The 16,543-nt window shown below is 63.3% G+C and carries 18 protein-coding genes and 1 riboswitch; of the genes, 17 read left to right on the top strand and 1 reads right to left on the bottom strand.

Translation table 11 applies throughout. The features are described 5' to 3' along the window. Positions 1-15 precede the first annotated feature (15 nt). The 9 genes from KQI12_RS06830 to obgE all read left to right on the top strand — a co-directional run bounded on the left by KQI12_RS06830 (position 16) and on the right by obgE (position 5,535). On the top strand, positions 16-219 hold the full coding sequence (locus KQI12_RS06830) for a sulfurtransferase TusA family protein (RefSeq protein ID WP_216571981.1): 204 nt from the start codon (positions 16-18) through the stop codon (positions 217-219). Between the two features lies 1 nt (position 220). After that, entirely contained in the window at positions 221-463 is a 243-nt protein-coding gene (locus KQI12_RS06825; RefSeq protein ID WP_216571979.1) for a DUF3343 domain-containing protein, read from the top strand. A gap of 163 nt (positions 464-626) precedes the next feature. Further along, the gene (locus tag KQI12_RS06820) at positions 627-1,433 is read left to right on the top strand and encodes an RNA-binding protein (protein ID WP_216571977.1); all 807 of its coding nucleotides are present in this window, start codon (positions 627-629) and stop codon (positions 1,431-1,433) included. A gap of 49 nt (positions 1,434-1,482) precedes the next feature. Continuing rightward, a complete protein-coding gene (locus tag KQI12_RS06815; RefSeq protein WP_253290879.1) occupies positions 1,483-1,695 on the top strand; it encodes a DUF896 domain-containing protein in 213 nt (70 codons plus the stop codon). 35 nt (positions 1,696-1,730) lie between these two features. Then, positions 1,731-2,969 (top strand): uroporphyrinogen decarboxylase family protein, encoded by a 1,239-nt coding sequence (locus tag KQI12_RS06810; RefSeq protein WP_216571975.1) that lies wholly within the window; start codon positions 1,731-1,733, stop codon positions 2,967-2,969. A gap of 190 nt (positions 2,970-3,159) precedes the next feature. Then, positions 3,160-3,471: a 50S ribosomal protein L21 gene (gene rplU / locus KQI12_RS06805; RefSeq protein WP_216571973.1), complete on the top strand. Its 312-nt coding sequence runs from the start codon at positions 3,160-3,162 to the stop codon at positions 3,469-3,471. A gap of 7 nt (positions 3,472-3,478) precedes the next feature. Continuing rightward, the gene (locus KQI12_RS06800) at positions 3,479-3,805 is read left to right on the top strand and encodes a ribosomal-processing cysteine protease Prp (RefSeq protein WP_216571971.1); all 327 of its coding nucleotides are present in this window, start codon (positions 3,479-3,481) and stop codon (positions 3,803-3,805) included. Between the two features lie 47 nt (positions 3,806-3,852). Next, the gene (gene rpmA / locus KQI12_RS06795) at positions 3,853-4,137 is read left to right on the top strand and encodes a 50S ribosomal protein L27 (protein WP_216571968.1); all 285 of its coding nucleotides are present in this window, start codon (positions 3,853-3,855) and stop codon (positions 4,135-4,137) included. A gap of 117 nt (positions 4,138-4,254) precedes the next feature. After that, the gene (obgE, locus tag KQI12_RS06790; protein WP_216571966.1) at positions 4,255-5,535 is read left to right on the top strand and encodes a GTPase ObgE; all 1,281 of its coding nucleotides are present in this window, start codon (positions 4,255-4,257) and stop codon (positions 5,533-5,535) included. 96 nt (positions 5,536-5,631) lie between these two features. On the opposite strand, the gene spoIIP is transcribed toward obgE, so the two are convergent. Then, a complete protein-coding gene (gene spoIIP / locus KQI12_RS06785) occupies positions 5,632-6,828 on the bottom strand; it encodes a stage II sporulation protein P (RefSeq protein ID WP_216571963.1) in 1,197 nt (398 codons plus the stop codon). A gap of 149 nt (positions 6,829-6,977) precedes the next feature. Between spoIIP and KQI12_RS06780 the strand changes: the two genes are divergently transcribed. From KQI12_RS06780 to KQI12_RS06745, 8 genes are all read left to right on the top strand, one after another. After that, positions 6,978-7,817: a DegV family protein gene (locus tag KQI12_RS06780; RefSeq protein ID WP_216571960.1), complete on the top strand. Its 840-nt coding sequence runs from the start codon at positions 6,978-6,980 to the stop codon at positions 7,815-7,817. Between the two features lie 82 nt (positions 7,818-7,899). After that, positions 7,900-8,922, top strand: a complete 1,023-nt coding sequence (locus KQI12_RS06775) for a low specificity L-threonine aldolase (protein WP_216571958.1) — start codon at positions 7,900-7,902, stop codon at positions 8,920-8,922. Between the two features lie 130 nt (positions 8,923-9,052). Then, on the top strand, positions 9,053-10,156 hold the full coding sequence (locus KQI12_RS06770; protein ID WP_216571956.1) for a methionine synthase: 1,104 nt from the start codon (positions 9,053-9,055) through the stop codon (positions 10,154-10,156). Between the two features lie 1,254 nt (positions 10,157-11,410). After that, entirely contained in the window at positions 11,411-12,670 is a 1,260-nt protein-coding gene (locus KQI12_RS06765) for an S-layer homology domain-containing protein (RefSeq protein ID WP_216571954.1), read from the top strand. A 134-nt stretch (positions 12,671-12,804) separates the two neighbouring features. Next, positions 12,805-12,974, top strand: a riboswitch (Lysine riboswitch). Positions 12,975-13,128: 154 nt separating this feature from the next. After that, a complete protein-coding gene (dapA, locus tag KQI12_RS06760; protein ID WP_216571952.1) occupies positions 13,129-14,019 on the top strand; it encodes a 4-hydroxy-tetrahydrodipicolinate synthase in 891 nt (296 codons plus the stop codon). After that, positions 14,016-14,753 (top strand): 4-hydroxy-tetrahydrodipicolinate reductase, encoded by a 738-nt coding sequence (gene dapB / locus KQI12_RS06755; RefSeq protein ID WP_216571949.1) that lies wholly within the window; start codon positions 14,016-14,018, stop codon positions 14,751-14,753. The genes dapA and dapB overlap by 4 nt, the downstream gene beginning before the upstream one ends. Before the next feature lie 21 nt (positions 14,754-14,774). Further along, positions 14,775-15,470, top strand: coding sequence for a 2,3,4,5-tetrahydropyridine-2,6-dicarboxylate N-acetyltransferase (gene dapD, locus KQI12_RS06750; RefSeq protein ID WP_216571947.1), 696 nt, complete (start codon positions 14,775-14,777; stop codon positions 15,468-15,470). A 200-nt stretch (positions 15,471-15,670) separates the two neighbouring features. Next, the gene (locus tag KQI12_RS06745) at positions 15,671-16,528 is read left to right on the top strand and encodes a transporter substrate-binding domain-containing protein (protein ID WP_216571945.1); all 858 of its coding nucleotides are present in this window, start codon (positions 15,671-15,673) and stop codon (positions 16,526-16,528) included. The last annotated feature ends 15 nt before the right edge of the window (positions 16,529-16,543 follow it).

Raw genomic sequence — 16,543 nt, 5'->3', positions numbered from 1 at the left:
AGGAGCATGGATATCATGAACGAACTGGATGCCCGCGGCTATTCCTGCCCGGAACCCGTACTGATGACCCGGAACGCGCTGAAGAAGGGCGTTCCCCTGAAGGTCCTGGTGGACAGCATGACTCCCGTGCAGAACATCACCCGCTTCGCCGCCAATGCGGGCTATCAGGTGACCCATCAGAGCGTGGGGAGCGATTTCGAGCTGACCATCACCAAGTGAGATGGATCAGATCGCCACGTTCCACACCCATTTCGGCGCGCTGACCTTCCAGCGGAAGCGGAAGGCGGAGGGGGCCAAGGCCGTGATGATGCCGGTCCCCCGCGCCCTGTCGGCCTCCTGCGGGACCTGCGTGAAGTTCACGGGGACCTTCGAGTTGTCCATGGCCGATGAGGATCTGGACAGCGTCTACGCGGTCCAGCCCGACAAAAGCTATCAGCTGATCTTCCGAAATGCGGAAAAGTGAGAGAGGAGAGATCCCAGTCCCCATCATCGGGGGCTGGGATCTTTTCCGTGGATGAGATGACTTTCCCGCCCCGTTGGGCGGAACGATACTGCCGAGGCCTGCCGTCTTGCACCTACCAATTCGGTGTGGTATACTCAGAAACGATATGTCAGGAGGTGGGCCCATGACGAAAACGGAACGACTGGACAAGCTGGCACGGGATGGAGAGGAACGCCTCCTGCTGGCCCGGGCCATGGATAAGATGGATCTGGCCCAGCGGAAGAACATCCCAGCCTCCACCGGATTTTTGTCCCCCTCCGAGCGGGTCAGCGTGGAAAACCTGATCGCCGCCAGCGGCCATCCCGCCCATCTGTTCTTCGGCGGCTATGAGGGCGCAGAGCGTACCATCTGTGTGTTCCTCCCCGACTGGCAGGAGCCGGAGGAGTTCCAGGCCCTGGCGATGGCCGGAGAGGGCCCTGTGGCCGCCCTCCGCTGTGCCTACAGCGCCGACGCGGGCCTGACCCACCGGGACTTCCTGGGGGCCATCCTGGGCCGGGGCATCGACCGGGAGAAAGTGGGCGACCTGCTGGTGGGCTCCGACTCCTGCGACCTGCTGGTGCTGGAGGAACTAGCCGACTACCTCCTGATGGACCTGGACAGCGCCGGCCGGGCTCGGCTCCGGACCAAACGCCTCCCGTTGGATCAGCTCCAGCCTCCGGAGGTGAAGGTCAGGCAGATCCGGGACACGGTGGCCACGCCCCGGCTGGACGCGGTGGCGGCGGCGGCCTTCTCCACCTCCCGGAGCAAGGCGGCGGACCTGATCTCCGCCGGACGGGTCCAGCTCAACTACCGGGACTGCCTCAAGGCCGACCGGCTCGTGGAGGAGGGCGACGTGCTCTCCTGCCGGGGGCTGGGCAAGGCGGTGGTCAAGTCCCTGGGCGGCCGGTCCAAGAAAGGCCGCACCATGCTGGAGATCGAGCGGTACCTGTGACCGCCCGTCTCCCTTCCCTCACAGCCTTCTTCTGAAAGGAGTTTTCGATATGATCACACAAGCCCAGATTGACCGGATCAACGCGCTGGCCCGGAAGGCCAAGAGCCCCGAGGGCCTCACCCCGGAGGAGACCACCGAGCGGGCGGAGCTGCGGGCCGCCTATGTGGCCGCCGTCCGGGAGAGCCTCCAGAGCCAGCTGGACAACACCTATATCATGGAGCCGGACGGCACCAAGCACAAGCTCGCCCCCAAGGACGACTGACAGACCTGAGACCACAAGAAGAGAGGAGCATCCCTATGGCATCTATCATCGAGAACACGCTGGAGCAGCGCACCGCCCGGGTGGACGCGGCCGTGGCTCTGACCGAGGGCGACCGGGTCCCCATGGCCCCCAAGATCGGCATGGCCTATGCCCAGGCCGCCGGCATCGACCGCTACGAGGCCCTGAACGACTTCCGCCTGCTGGCCCCCGGCGTGGAGAAGTTCCTGAAGCGCTGGCAGTGCGACCTCTTCTGGGGCGCGGCGGCCTATCCCATCCCCATGATGGAGGTGCTGGGCACCACCGCTATCCGCTGGCCCGGCGCCACCTGCGGCGTGCCGCTGGACCAGGGCTTCCAGATCGTGGACGGCACCTATATGGAGGAGGATGAGTACGACGAGTTCCTCCATGACCCCTCCCACTTCTGCATGACCAAGATCTTCCCCCGGAAGCACGCCAAGCTGGCCGGTCTGGCCAAGCTGTCCTTCAACAACGTGGTGGAGTTCGGCCACTACGGCTCCATGGCGGCCTTCGCCGACCCCGAGGTGCGGCAGGCCCTGCTGACCCTCATGTTCGCCGGCGAGAAGTCCGTGGAGTGGCTCCAGGGCAGCGCCTCCCTCCAGCAGGTGGCCCTCTCCTGCCAGACTCCGCTGGGCTCCATGGGCGGCCAGAACGCCCCCTATGATATGCTGGCCGACAACATCCGGGGCTTCCTGAACGTGCCCATGGACATCTATGAGATCCCTGAGAAGGTCAAGGCCGCGATCGATGTCCTCACCGGATACGCGCTCCAGAACGTCCACCACATGAAGGAGAGCGGCTCCAAGTACTGCTTCATGCCGCTCCACGGCGGTACCGACGACTTCATGAGCGTGGAGGACTACCGGGAGTTCTACTGGCCCTCCCTGCGGCGGGTCATCCAGGAGATCATCGACTGCGGCATGATCCCCTACATCTTCTGCGAGGGCAAGTACGACACCCGGCTGGAGGTCCTGAAGGAGGTCCCCAAGGGCAAGGTCATCTATATGTTCGAGCAGGTGGACATCGCCCGGGCCAAGGCGGTGCTGGGCGACACGGCCTGCATCTGCGGCAACCTGCCGACCACCCTCCTGCTGTACGGCAAGCCCCACGAGGTCGTGGACGAGACCAAGCGCCTGCTGGACACCTGTGCCCCCGGCGGCGGCTTCATGATGGACTGCTCCATCGTGCTGGACCACTACAAGGAGGAGAACCTGGACGCCTGGTTCGACACCACCTTCCAGTATGGCAAGTACTGAGCGGGAGACTGTGCGGTCCGCCCGATCCAAGGACACGTTTTTGGGCAAAAATGTGCCGAAAAACGGTTGACGATCGGGAAAACGACTGATACAATATTAAAGCCGCTTTGACTGGGTCAGCAAGTGGAGACGGAGCAGTCTCCTCTCCCGCCCCCGAGAGCGAGTCCGTAATGAAGGAGTGAAAATCAGAATGCAGGCGATCATCGTGACTGGTGGCAAGCAGTACAAGGTTGCGGAGGGCGACACTATCTTTGTGGAGAAGCTCCCCAACGAGGCTGGCGACGCCATCGTTTTCGACCAGGTCCTGGCTGTCATCGACGGCGAGAAGGCTACCTTCGGCACCCCCGTGGTGTCCGGCGCTAAGGTGGACGCTTCTGTGGTGAAGAACGGCAAGGGCAAGAAGGTCATGGTCTTCAAGTATAAGCCCAAGAAGGGTTACCACAAGCGTCAGGGCCATCGTCAGCCCTACACCAAGGTGACCATCGGCAAGATCTCCGTGTGATCCGGATATGACCACCATATCCTTCCGCATGGAGGGCGACCGCATCACCGGCTTCACGGCCAGTGGACACAGCGGTTACGCCGATGAGGGGTCGGACATCGTCTGCGCGGCGGTGACGAGCGCGATCCGCTTGGCGGAATGTGCCGTCAACGACGTGCTGGGACTGGAGGCTTCGGTCAAGGTCCGGGATGATACGATCTCCCTCAGGCTCCCCAACGGCTTGGGCGAGGCCAACGAGAGCACCTGCCAGACCCTTCTGGCGGCGCTCATGCTGTACCTCACCGAGCTGCATGAGGAATATCCCGACTATATCCTCGTGGTGGAGGAGGACTGATCCTCATCCGCCGCGCCATCGACACACAAGTTTGGAGGTGTACGACAATGCTGAAGATCGGTATCCAGTTCTTCGCCCACAAGAAGGGCGTCGGCTCCACCCGCAACGGCCGTGATTCTGAGTCCAAGCGGCTCGGCGTCAAGCGTGCTGACGGTCAGTTCGTCCTGGCCGGCAACATCCTGGTCCGCCAGCGGGGCACCCATATCCATCCCGGCGTCAACGTGGGCAAGGGCAGCGATGACACCCTGTTCGCTCTGAAGGACGGCAAGGTCAAGTTCGAGCGTCTGGGCAAGGACCGCAAGCAGGTCTCCATCGTGGAGATCGCCCAGTAATATCGGCGATGTAGGAAGAGCCTCGGACGGGAACCCGTTCGGGGCTCTTTTTCCGATATCCAGAAAAAGCAACTACGGCGGGCGGGGCCCGGTGCCCCGCGGGAAAGGAGGCCTCTCATGGCAGCACCCTTCGTAGACAAGGCGAAGATCACCGTCCGCTCCGGCAACGGCGGCAATGGCGCGGTGGCCTTCCACCGGGAGAAATATGTGGCCGCCGGCGGTCCGGACGGCGGCGACGGCGGCCGGGGCGGAGACATCATCCTCCAGGTGGACGGGCATCTCTCCACCCTGATGGACTTCCGCTACAAGCGCAAGTATACCGCCGGCAACGGCATGGACGGGACCGGCAAGCGCTGTACCGGCAAGGACGGCGCCGACCTGGTCATCAAGGTCCCCCGGGGCACCGTGGTCCGGGACGCCGAGACGAATGAGATCATCTGTGATATGTCCGGCACCGAGCCCTTCGTCCTGGCCAAGGGTGGCAAGGGCGGCTGGGGCAACAAGCATTTCGCCACCCCCACCCGGCAGGTCCCCAACTTCGCCAAGTCCGGCCTCCCCGGCCAGACCCGCGAAGTGGTGCTGGAGCTGAAGCTCCTGGCCGACGTGGGCCTGGTGGGCTTCCCCAATGTGGGCAAGTCCACCCTCCTGTCCGTGGTGAGCAAGGCCCAGCCCAAGATCGCCAACTACCACTTCACCACCCTCTTCCCCAATCTGGGCGTGGTGTATGTGGAGGAGGGCGTCTCCTTCGTGCTGGCCGACATCCCCGGCCTGATCGAGGGCGCCAGCGAGGGCGCCGGTCTGGGCCACGACTTCCTGCGGCACGTGGACCGCTGCCGTCTGCTGATCCACGTGGTGGATGTGTCCGGCAGTGAGGGCCGGGACCCGGTGGCCGACTTCGAGGCCATCCGCGCGGAGCTGGCGGACTACTCTCCCGAGCTGGCCTCCCGCCCCATGATCGTGGCGGGCAACAAGGCGGATATCGCGGAGGACCGCACCGGGCTGGAGGCATTGAAGGCCCACGTGGAGGGCCTGGGCATGGAGTTCTTCGAGCTCTCCGCCGCCGCCCATCAGGGCACCCGGGAGCTGATGCTGGCCGCCGCCCGGAAGCTCCGGGACCTGCCCCCCATCACAGTGTACGAGCCCACCTTCGTGGAGCGGCCTCCCGAGGTGGACACCTCCGCGCCCCTGGAGATCGCCCACGAGGACGACACCTGGATCGTGGAGGGCCCCTGGCTCCAGCGGCTCATGTCCAACACGAACTTCGACGACTTCGAGTCCCGGAGCTGGTTCGACCGGATGCTCCGCCAGTCCGGCCTCTACGACCGTCTGGAGGAGATGGGCATCCAGGACGGGGACATCGTTTCCCTCTACAATTTGGAATTTGAGTACCAGAAATAACGATGAGCGATCAAAAAGCCGGGCCTTCGCCCGGCTTTTTTTTGGAGTGTTCCGCCTTCGAGGCAGGGGGTGGTCCCGCCCCCGTGGGCAGAACGCTCAGTGGTCCATCAGTCCCAGATATACCTGTCCCGCCGCCCGAGCGAAGCACCGGGCGGCGCGAAGGGCCTCCTGGAGCGTGTTCCCGTGACTGCCCACCTCCACCAGCAGAGAGCCGGGAGACAGCTCCTGATTGTATACCGAGCCCCGCAGGGTCATGGGCCGGGCCAGTGTGGGATAGAGCCCGTCCAGACTCTTCTGGATCTTGGCGGCCAGCGCCAGATTGGCCATCCAATTCGGATGCCCGCTCCCGCTCCCCACGACCAGCATGACCTGAGCGGTCTTTTCCCCGTCCACCTTGGTCACGGCCTTGTAGACCGTGCCGTCGTTCCCCACCAGCGCGTCCCGGTGGACGTCCAGTACCAGCTGGATGGAGGGATACCGGGCCAGATAGTCTGCCACAGCCGCCCCGGAACGGCCATAAGCACCCTGATAGGCGGGATAGTCATAGGCCCCCTTGTCATGGAGCACATCCAGGCCCATCTCCTGGAACACCCGGGCCATCTCATCCCCCACCCGGATCATGTTCTGGGTCTCGTCCAGCGTCCGGGAGTTGGCATCGGTGGGGGCATAGGTGTCGGCGCCGTCCGGGGCATAGGCCTCGGTGGCGTGGGTATGGACGATCAGGATCTCCGGGCCCTCCTTGGGGAGCGTGATGTCCACCGCGGCGGAGGCCGCCGCCGCCAGATCCACGGAAAGGTCGGTCCGGTTATAGAGGTAGAGACCATCGGCGTAGGCGTATCCCTCCGTGGAGGTGGGCACCAGTGTCCGCTCCACGATGTCCTCCGGAGAGGTTGCGGGGGGCGCGGGGGCCTCCTGGGCATCTTCGCCGCCGGAAGCCGGAGCGGGCGTGACGGCGGTCGGGGCGGCGGAGGGCTCCGGGGTCCGCACAGGACCCGCCGCCTCTCCGCCGGACAGGTCCAGCCCCATCTGCCGCAGGAGGGGGGACTGGCCCACCACCAGCCGCTCCCAGGGCCCAAGCGCGTCCTGTTCGGCGGCGGAGCCGTCCCCGCTGCCCAGCTCCGCCTGAAGGGCGGCAGTGAGGAAGGCGGGATCGTCCCCCAGCACATGGAGGGCCTCTGCCGCCTGGCCGGAGCCTGTCCCCGCCAGCAGGAGCCATATCCCCGCCGCGGCCAGACAGAAGGCCCCCGTCCGCCGCAGGACCAGCCCCCAGCAGATCCGTTCCTGTCGCTTCATGTGGATCATCCTTTCTCTTCGGTATCCCGGTGCTCCAGCCTATGTGCCTGCCGAGGGGAAAATGACTTGACTTTTCCACCGGCGGTGGGTAGGATGGTAGAGAAAAAGAGACAGACGAAGCGCCCTTGCTTTGGAAAGGAAGTAACCATATGATCCGCATCCTCACCGACAGCACCAGCGACCTATCCCCCGCCCGGGCCCAAGCTCTGGGCGTGGAGGTCCTCCCTCTCTCGGTCCATTTTGGAGAGGAGACCTTCCGGGACGGGGTGGACATCACCAATGAGGGCTTCTACGACCGGCTGGCCAAGGCCGAGACTCTCCCCACCACCTCTCAGGTCCCGCCGGAGACCTTCCTCCAGACCTTCCAGCGCATCCGGGGGGAGGGCGACCAGATCCTGGGCATCTTCCTGTCCGGGGCCATGTCCGGCACCTGCCAGTCCGCCATGATCGCCCGTCAGATCGTGGGCGGGGAGGGCATCGCCATCGTGGACTCCCGCACCGTCACCTTCGCCCTGGGCCTGCTGGTGGAGACCGCCTGCATCCTCCGGGACCAGGGCCTCTCGCTGGAGGAGCTGACCGCCCGCATAGAAGAGCTGGTGGGGAAGGTCCGTCTGCTGGCGGTGGTGGACACCCTGAAATATCTGAAGATGGGCGGCCGGATCTCCGGGGCCGCCGCTGTGGTGGGCGGCCTGCTGGGCATCTGCCCCATCATCACCATCCGGGACGGCCTGGTGGCCTCCGTGGGCAAGGGCCGGGGCCGGAAGGCCGGCTTCCAGTTCATCGCCAAGTGGCTGGATGAGAAGGAGCCCATCGACGGGAGCCTCCCTGTGTCCTTCGGACATACCAATGCCCCCAAGGCGCTGGAGGAGTGTATGGTCTACTTCGCCGAGCGCACGGCGGGACAGCAGGTGTTTCCCAGCGACATCGGCGCGGTAGTGGGCACTCACACCGGCCCCGGCGCCACCGGCATCGCCTTCTATACCAAGTGACTTGGGACCATGGACTTCGGGGAGCGGCGGAAGCCGCTCCCCCGTTCTGACCGGGGCAAAACGAAAAAAGGAGCGATATCCTATGCAGTACTTTGAGAGCGACTACACCGAGGGGGCCCATCCGGCGGTCCTCCAGCGGCTGATCGACACGAATCTGGAGCATCTGTCCGGCTATGGCGCGGATCCGTACTGCTCCGCCGCCCGGGAGAAGATCCTGGCGGCCTGCGGCTGTCCCGGCGGGGACGTGTCCTTCCTGGTGGGCGGCACTCAGACCAACGCCGTGGTGATCGGCAGCCTCCTCCGCCGGTATGAAGGCGTGGTATCCGCGGACACGGGCCATGTGAACGTCCATGAGGCTGGGGCCATCGAGTACACCGGCCACAAGGTCCTGACCGTGCCCTCCCATATGGGGAAGCTGGACGCCGGGGAGCTGGAGGCCTATCTGAAGGGCTTCTTCGGGGACGGCAACCGGGACCACATGGTGTTCCCCGGCATGGTCTACCTGTCCCATCCCACCGAGTATGGCACCCTGTGGTCCAAGGCTGAGCTGGAGGCCGTCTCTGCCGTGTGCCGCCGGTATGAGCTGCCCCTGTTCGTGGATGGGGCCCGGCTGGGCTATGCTCTGGCCAGCCCGGAGAACGAGCTGAGCCTGCCCGACCTGGCCCGGCTCACCGACGTGTTCTACATCGGCGGGACCAAGGTGGGGGCCCTCTGCGGCGAGGCGGTGGTGTTCCCCAAGGGGGCTCCCGCCCACCTCCTGACCATGGTGAAGCAGCAGGGGGCTCTGCTGGCCAAGGGCCGTCTGCTGGGGATCCAGTTCGACGCCCTCTTCACCGACGGGCTCTATGAGCGGATCGCCGGGAACGCCATCCGGACCGCCCGCGCGCTGGAGACCATCCTCCGGGAGAAGGGCATCCCTCTCCTGTTCCACAGCCCCACCAACCAGATCTTCGCGGTGCTGGAGGACGCGCGTCTGGCGGCCCTCCAGCACCGGGTGAAGGTCGGCTTCTGGGAGAAGAAGGACGAGGACCACACCGTGGTCCGCTTCGCCACCAGCTGGGCCACAGATATGGAGGATGTGGAGGCGCTGAGAGAGATCCTGTGACCGGATATAGCCGCTCCCTATATCGAACCTATGGAATCTCGTATTTTACATCCCTCCCGACCGATGCTATACTGCATGGAAAAGAAAGGACCGCACCGGGCAGGACGTCGGCGCGGGAGGAGGATGCACTATGCTGGATATCGAATACGACATCGTGGGATCGTTCCTGCGGACTCAGCCCATCCAGGAGGCCCGCGCCCGATACAGCGCCGGGGAGCTCTCGCTGGCCGGTCTGCGGCAGGTGGAGGACGCCGAGATCGCCAAGCTGGTGGAGGAGGAGGTCTCTCACGGCCTGAAGTTCGTCACTGACGGCGAGTTCCGCCGCCGCTGGTGGCATCTGGACTGGCTCAAGGAGTTCGACGGCTTCACCACCAAGCATCTGGACAAGGAGCGCAACGGCGTGGTGAACCACATCGAGCTGGGCTATATCACCGGCAAGATCTCCTACGATCCCGGCCGTGCCCACCCGGAGGTGGAGGCTTTCGAGTTCCTGAAAAAGGAGGCCGCCAAGTATCCCGGCGTCACCGCCAAGAAGTGCATCTCCGGCCCCAACATGATCCTGGTGGACAACTACCTCCAGATGGGCATCAAGGAGGTCCCCTACTACGGCTCCGACATCGACGCCCTGATCGATGACATCGCCCTGGCCTATCAGACCGCCATCCGGGACCTGTACGACCACGGCTGCCGCTATCTCCAGATCGACGACACCTCCTGGACCTATATGATCGATGAGAACTTCCTCCAGAAGGTGGCCGGGCTGGGCTATGAGAAGGCCCAGGTGCTGGAGTGGTTCCGGCGGGTGTCCACCAAGGCCCTGGAGGGCCGCCCGGCGGACATGGCGATCGCCACCCACTTCTGCAAGGGCAATTTCAAGGGCCACCCCCTGTTCTCCGGCTTCTACGACACCGTGGCCCCGGTGATCAGCCAGATCCCCTACGACGGCTTCTTCGTGGAGTACGATGATGAGCGCTCCGGCTCCTTCGCCCCCTGGGCGGTGCTGAAGGGCACCGGCGCCACCTTCGTGGCCGGGCTGATCTCCACTAAGGATCCCCGTCTGGAGGACCACGACGAGATCCGCCGCCGCTTCCTGGAGGCCAAAGCCGTGGTGGGCGAGAACATCGCCCTCTCCCCCCAATGCGGCTTCGCCTCCGTGGAGGAGGGCAACTGCATCGATGAGGAGACCCAGTGGAAGAAGATCGACCTGCTGGTCTCCTGCCGGGACTTCCTGTAATAGGAATGAGGCGGACCGGACCCCGGATCGGGGGTCCGGTCCGTCTGCGTGTCGCCCTCAGCAGTATTTACACCGCCCCCAAAAAGGTGTATCATGAGGGCAGGAATGACGAGGAAGCGCTTCCTCGTCCCATTTCCATAGTGGAAATGGGACGTAAACACCGTTCTGTCACTAGGAGGGACCTGTATGAAAAAACGACTATTTAGCGTGCTCACAGCCCTGGCCCTATGTCTGACCCTGCTGCCCATGGCGGCGCTGGCGGATGAGGGGGAAAACAAGCTCGACTTTTCCTCCGCCACATCTGACCTTACCGGGACTGGATATCAGTGGTCCAACGAAAGCAAGACCCTCACATTGGACGGTTTGGACATGACCGTATCGTCCGGCGACGCGATCACATTGCCCAGTGGTGCGACGGTGATCCTGAACGGTACGAACCAGATCATCACGGAAGCCGGTTCTATCATCGTTTCCAATGGCGATTTGACCGTTAAGGGTGACGGATCTCTGACTGGTCAATCTAATGGCAAGGATGATTCTACCAAGGGTATCCACTACCATGGTATTTGGACGATGGGCGGAGATCTTACCATTGATGGTTGTACACTCGATTTGCTCATTACGCCAGGCTTTGTCACAGAGGTGCTTTCGACCGCGGTATATGAACAAAATACGAAAGGCATTTACACAAAAATTGATAAAGGCGGAGATTTCAAAATCACTGGCAATGCTGATGTGACGGTCGGGGACACGACGGAGCTTCGCACTTGGGGCGTGTGTACAGGAGGTCCTGGTTATACAAACAAAACCTGCGGTGACTTGACCATCGAAAGCGGCTCTACGCTGACTGCAAAAGGGGGACTTGGCTTCTACGCAGGATATGGCTGTAACGTGACGATCAGTGGTACGCTGGATACCCGTAATTGTGACAAGGACAGAATTTCCGCAAATGTTTTGAATTCCGATAGCAAAACAAAAATAGACGGGACTGTTTTGATGGCCGATGGCACCTATATGGACACCCGCGGCAAGCAGTTGGATATCCAGCCGACACCGAATAGCACTGGTGCTATTTGGAACCCTGATATGCGTTCTTTTTGGATCCTTTCTAATAAGCGTGGTCTAAACAAAGGATTGCTTACTTATTGTAATCAAAAGGATACGAATGTTAAGATGCTGTCTGTTGCCGATGGTGCGATATTCACGATCGTTCCCACTGACAGTGATGGTTCGACAGGTGATCAGACACTGAAATTGAATCACCTCTCCGCCCTCTCTGACTTGAGCGGCGGCGGATATGTCAAGGTCGAGGACGGCGCTGTGGTCGAACTGACCTTTGACGGCGCAACGGCAGAGCAGGTACAGGCGCTTGATTTGTTCTGCGGCAAGGTGAAGGTCAACGGTACAGAAGCCACTTTCCATGCGGGCGGCATCGCCACCTGTAAGGAAAAGGCCAAATGTGCCGTCTGCGGTGAGGAATACGGCGAGCTCGGCGGCCATACATATGGAACTTTGATCGATGAACAGCCTGCGACTACTTCCACCGCAGGCATGAAGGCCCACTATTTCTGCGCAGTCTGCGGAACATACTTCGATACGGATCAGAATCAGACTACGAAAGAAGCCTTGACCATCCCCAAGTTGCCCTCCGACCCGAATCCAGACCCCTCCACTCCTTCCTCCTCCCGTGACGATGACGACGATCCCAGCTACTCCGTCACGGTCCCCGGCGGGAGCTCCGTGGCCAACGGCTCCATCAAGGTCACGCCCCGGAACGCGGAGAAGGGCAGCAGGGTGACGATCACGGTCACACCAGACACCGGCTATGTGCTGGGCTCCCTGTCCATCACCGACTATAAGGGCAATGAGCTGACGCTCACCGACGCGGGCGACGGCAAGTACACCTTCATCATGCCCGGCTCCGCCGTCAAGACCAGCGTGTCCTTCGTCCCGGAGGCCGTCACGCCCGCTCCCGGTCCGGATCAGGCGTTCCCCTTCGCCGACGTAAAGACGGACGCCTACTACCGGGAGGCGGTCCGCTGGGCGGTGGACGAGGGCATCACCAGCGGCACCTCCGCCACCACCTTCGGACCGGACCTGCCCTGTGACCGGGGCCAGATCGTCACGTTCCTGTGGCGGGCGGCGGGCTCTCCCGCGCCCACCGGGGCCCTGACCTTCACCGATGTGGCGGAGGGCTCCTACTGCGCCGACGCCGTCCGCTGGGCGGCGGAGAACGGGATCGCCAGCGGCACCTCCAAAGAGACGTTTAGCCCGGACCTGCTCTGTACCCGGGCCCAGATGGCGGCCTTCCTGTACCGGAGCCAGAAGAGCCCCGCCGTGTCCGGCTCCTCCGCCTTCACCGACGTGAACGCCGGGGACTACTTCCACGACGCGGTCCTGTGGGCCGCCCAGAATGGCATCACCAGCGGGATCTCCGCCGCCGCCTACGGCCCCGACGCGATCTGCACCCGGGCCCAGATGGTGATGTTCCTCTACCGCCTCATGGGCAAGTGAACAAAATATGCGCCGGGGGACGGCCTCATCACGGGGCCGTCCCCTTTTGACCTCTTGCGGGGATGACCGTTCCCGCCGCGGAATCCGGCAAAAAACTTCTTGACACTAAAGTGGTGCTGTGCTACAATGAGCCAAACAATGATAGAGGCGCGAGCAAGATGGACCGTGGGGGAGCCGGCAGGCACTGATCCCCGGTGAGGCGAGCTCGCCGAATCCTGACGCCGGGCGCGGCGGCAGGGTGGGGCCGTGGAGAATATCTGCGGGACTGTCTGCGGGGAGGACCCGCAGGGGTGCTATCTTTACTGGTTCCCGGCCGCATGGCCGGAGCTGCGTCAGTAAGGCATCGCCCTGCTGGCGTATTTTTTTTGAACAGGAAAGGATCAGGCTTCCAATTCTATCGCTGTCGTCCACTTGTCCTGCCGGTCTGGACCGGCGCAACGCGAAAGGAGTCTATCATCATGAACGTCAGAGATCTTACCGGTTCCATCGTCGCCCTCGTCACCCCCTTCCATGCGGACGGGTCGGTGAACTTCGATAAATTGGGAGAGCTGATCGACTTCCACCTGGCCAACCATACCGACGCCCTTCTGATCCTGGGCACCACCGGCGAGTCCTCCACCATGAGCCATGAGGAGGATGACGCGGTGTGCGAGTACACCGTGAAGCGCGTGGCGGGCCGGATCCCTGTGATCGCGGGCAGCGGCTCCAACTGCACCCAGACCATGGTGGAGAAGAGCCTCAGCTTCCAGCGCCTGGGGGCGGACGGCCTGCTCCTGATCACCCCCTACTACAACAAGACCAATGAGGAGGGCATGTACCTCCACTTCAAGACCGTGGCCGACGCGGTGGACATCCCCTGCATCCTGTACAACGTGCCCGGCCGCACCGGCTGTTCCATCTCCGAGGACGTGATCCGCCGCCTGTCCGTCCATCCCAATATCATGGGCATCAAGGAGGCCTCCGGCAACCTGAGCTACGCCACCAACATCGCCCGCTATGTGTCCGACTCCTTCCGGATGTACTCCGGCAACGATGACATCGTCCTGCCCATGATGGCTCTGGGCTCCAGCGGCGTGATCTCCGTGTCCGCCAATATCATCCCCCAGCAGACCCATGACATGGTGGTCCACTATCTGGAGGGCCGCCCGGGGGAGGCGCTGGCCATCCAGCTCAAGTATCTGGACGTGATCCACGACCTGTTCATGGAGGTCAACCCCGTGCCCGTGAAGGAGGCCATGAACCTGATGGGCATGGAGGTGGGCGGCTACCGCCTGCCCCTGACCTACATGGCCGAGGCCCACCGGGCCGTGCTGAAGTCCGCCATGGAGGCGGCGGGGATCCTGGGATGAGCGCCCTGGATCTGGTCCTGGTGGGCACCGGGCGCATGGGTCTGGCGGTCCGCCATGTGGCAGAGGCCCGGGGCGATGTGACGATCTCCGCCGCCTTCCACCGGAGCAATGTGTGGGACCTGGAGGTACTGGAGGGCGGCGCCGGCGCGGTGATCGACTTCTCCTCCCCGGAGAGCCTGCCCCACATCGCGGCCTACGTCCGCCGGACGGGCACGCCCCTGATCTGCGGCACCACCGGTCTGGACGAGCGGCAGACGGACCTGCTCCGCCAGCTGGGCGAGCGGGCCCCGGTGCTGTACAGCGCCAACTTCTCCGTGGGCGTGGCGGTGCTCCGCCGCCTGGCGGCCCAGGCCGCCGCCGCCCTGGGCGGGGATTTCGACATCGAGATCGTGGAGGCCCACCATAACAAGAAGGCCGACGCCCCCAGCGGCACCGCCAAGCTCCTGCTGTCAGCGGTGGATCCGGACCACGACCACCGGCCGGTCTATGGCCGGGAGGGGAACTGCGGCCGGCGGGACCCACGGGAGATCGGGGTCCACGCCATCCGGGGCGGCACGGTGGCCGGGATGCATACCGTGTCCTTCTACGGCCCTCAGGAGGAGCTCCATCTGACCCACCGGGCCGACAGCCGGGAGATCTTCGCCGCGGGAGCGGTGAAGGCCGCTTCCCTGCTGGCCGGGAAAACGCCCGGGTACTACGCGCTGGAGGATCTGCTGTTCCCCCAGGCCAACTGATATCATAAGGAGGCAGTCCCCATGGACGCACAGGAGATCATTCGATACATCGCCGCCGCCGAGAAAAAGACCCCGGTGAAGGTGACCATCAAGGAGAAGTCCCCCATCGACTACGGCTCCGCCCAGGTGTTCGGCGCGGGCGATAAAGTGGTGTTCGGGGACTGGAAGGAGCTGGGCCCCATCCTCTCCGCCAACGCGGACAAGATCCAGGACATGGTGGTGGAGAACAGCTGCCGCAACTCCGCCATCCCTCTGCTGGATCTGAAAAGCATCAACGCCCGGATCGAGCCGGGCGCGATCATCCGGGATCAGGTGGAGATCGGGGACAGCGCCGTGATCATGATGGGCGCGATCCTGAACATCGGCGCCGTGGTCGGCGAGGGGACCATGATCGACATGGGCGCCGTGCTGGGCGGACGGGCCACCGTGGGGAAGCATTGCCATATCGGGGCCAACGCGGTCCTGGCCGGCGTGGTGGAGCCAGCCAGCGCCCTGCCGGTGATCGTGGAGGACGACGTGCTGGTGGGGGCCAACGCGGTCCTCATCGAGGGCGTCCATGTGGGCCGCGGGGCCGTGGTGGCCGCCGGCAGCGTGGTGATCCAGGACGTGCCCGCCGGAGCTGTGGTGGCCGGTGTCCCCGCCCGGATCATCAAGGAGCGCAAGGACGAGGGCACCACCCAAAAGACCGCCTTGCAGGATGCCCTGCGGTCGCTGTGATAAATAGAGATGGAACGGGAGCGTGCTTGACGCATCGCTCCCGTTTTGTCGCGCGCGGCATTACTTCTGTATTTAAAATATCTATATATATCATGGGCGAGATAGAAAATCGCTCTTTTACTTTCTGATCGCGGGATGGTATACTTTTCTGAAAAAGAGCGTCATGCTCTTGCGTCTAGAAAGAAAGGAGACCCATCATCATGTTACTGAAACGTTCTCTGTCCGGACTCCTGCTCACCGCCGTGGTCGGAGGCCTCGGCCTGACGGCCTGCTCCGGCTCCGGAAGCAGCGCTGTCCCTACGGCCTCTGCGGCTCCCGCAGAGACCTCCGCCGTTGTGGAGTCCGCCGCCGTGGGCTCTGACGGTCCCATCAAAGTGGCGACTACCGGAAGCCATGCTTTTTTTTCCCAGACGAATGACAAAGGGGAACTGGAGGGCTTTGAGATCGATGTCTGGACCGAGATCGGCAAGCGTCTGGATCGGGAGATCGACTGGGTGGAGGCTGACTTCCCCGGCATGATGGGCCTGCTGGAGAGCGGCAAGGTGGATACCGCCGCCGATCAGATCGGCATCAATGCGGAGCGCGAGAAGGTCTATAACTTCTCTGATGTATACTTTTATGTGCCCTACCGCCTGATCGTGGCAGAGGACGATGATACCATCCATTCCGTAGAGGATCTGTATGGCAAGAAGATCGGCCTGACAGCCGGTGAGATCGCGAACGACTACATTGCGGAGATGGACCCTGAAGGAAAGATCGAAGTCGTGGATTATGAGGACAGCTCTGTGGTGCCCGGTGACGTGGTCAGCGGCCGCGTGGATGCCAGCGTCATGTCTGCCCTCCACATCGACACGGTGAAGAAGGAGTCCGGTCTGGCCATCAAGGCGGTGGGCGAGCCTATCTACACCGAGGAGGAGGGCTATCCCTTCCACAAGACGCCGGAGGGAGAGGCCCTGCGGGACGATGTGAACGAGGTCCTGAGCCAGCTGCGTGAGGAGGGCTTCCTCCACGAGACCGCGGTGAAGTGGTTTGGCTTCGACCCCATGGAAGTGGACTGACCTGAGGCTATAACG

This window comes from Pseudoflavonifractor sp. MSJ-37 (genome assembly GCF_018917965.1).
Classification (GTDB): domain Bacteria; phylum Bacillota; class Clostridia; order Oscillospirales; family Oscillospiraceae; genus Pseudoflavonifractor_A.
Note: the sequence above shows the minus strand (reverse complement) of the source record. Positions and strands in the feature narration are given on the sequence as shown.

What these genes read in the sequence shown, in the direction of transcription:
- KQI12_RS06830 (WP_216571981.1), top strand. Translation starts at nt 16, where the DNA reads ATGAACGAACTGGATGCCCGCGGCTATTCCTGCCCGGAACCCGTACTG.
- KQI12_RS06825 (WP_216571979.1), top strand. Translation starts at nt 221, where the DNA reads ATGGATCAGATCGCCACGTTCCACACCCATTTCGGCGCGCTGACCTTC.
- KQI12_RS06820 (WP_216571977.1), top strand. Translation starts at nt 627, where the DNA reads ATGACGAAAACGGAACGACTGGACAAGCTGGCACGGGATGGAGAGGAA.
- KQI12_RS06815 (WP_253290879.1), top strand. Translation starts at nt 1,483, where the DNA reads ATGATCACACAAGCCCAGATTGACCGGATCAACGCGCTGGCCCGGAAG.
- KQI12_RS06810 (WP_216571975.1), top strand. Translation starts at nt 1,731, where the DNA reads ATGGCATCTATCATCGAGAACACGCTGGAGCAGCGCACCGCCCGGGTG.
- rplU (WP_216571973.1), top strand. Translation starts at nt 3,160, where the DNA reads ATGCAGGCGATCATCGTGACTGGTGGCAAGCAGTACAAGGTTGCGGAG.
- KQI12_RS06800 (WP_216571971.1), top strand. Translation starts at nt 3,479, where the DNA reads ATGACCACCATATCCTTCCGCATGGAGGGCGACCGCATCACCGGCTTC.
- rpmA (WP_216571968.1), top strand. Translation starts at nt 3,853, where the DNA reads ATGCTGAAGATCGGTATCCAGTTCTTCGCCCACAAGAAGGGCGTCGGC.
- obgE (WP_216571966.1), top strand. Translation starts at nt 4,255, where the DNA reads ATGGCAGCACCCTTCGTAGACAAGGCGAAGATCACCGTCCGCTCCGGC.
- spoIIP (WP_216571963.1), bottom strand. Translation starts at nt 6,828, where the DNA reads ATGAAGCGACAGGAACGGATCTGCTGGGGGCTGGTCCTGCGGCGGACG.
- KQI12_RS06780 (WP_216571960.1), top strand. Translation starts at nt 6,978, where the DNA reads ATGATCCGCATCCTCACCGACAGCACCAGCGACCTATCCCCCGCCCGG.
- KQI12_RS06775 (WP_216571958.1), top strand. Translation starts at nt 7,900, where the DNA reads ATGCAGTACTTTGAGAGCGACTACACCGAGGGGGCCCATCCGGCGGTC.
- KQI12_RS06770 (WP_216571956.1), top strand. Translation starts at nt 9,053, where the DNA reads ATGCTGGATATCGAATACGACATCGTGGGATCGTTCCTGCGGACTCAG.
- dapA (WP_216571952.1), top strand. Translation starts at nt 13,129, where the DNA reads ATGAACGTCAGAGATCTTACCGGTTCCATCGTCGCCCTCGTCACCCCC.
- dapB (WP_216571949.1), top strand. Translation starts at nt 14,016, where the DNA reads ATGAGCGCCCTGGATCTGGTCCTGGTGGGCACCGGGCGCATGGGTCTG.
- dapD (WP_216571947.1), top strand. Translation starts at nt 14,775, where the DNA reads ATGGACGCACAGGAGATCATTCGATACATCGCCGCCGCCGAGAAAAAG.
- KQI12_RS06745 (WP_216571945.1), top strand. Translation starts at nt 15,671, where the DNA reads ATGTTACTGAAACGTTCTCTGTCCGGACTCCTGCTCACCGCCGTGGTC.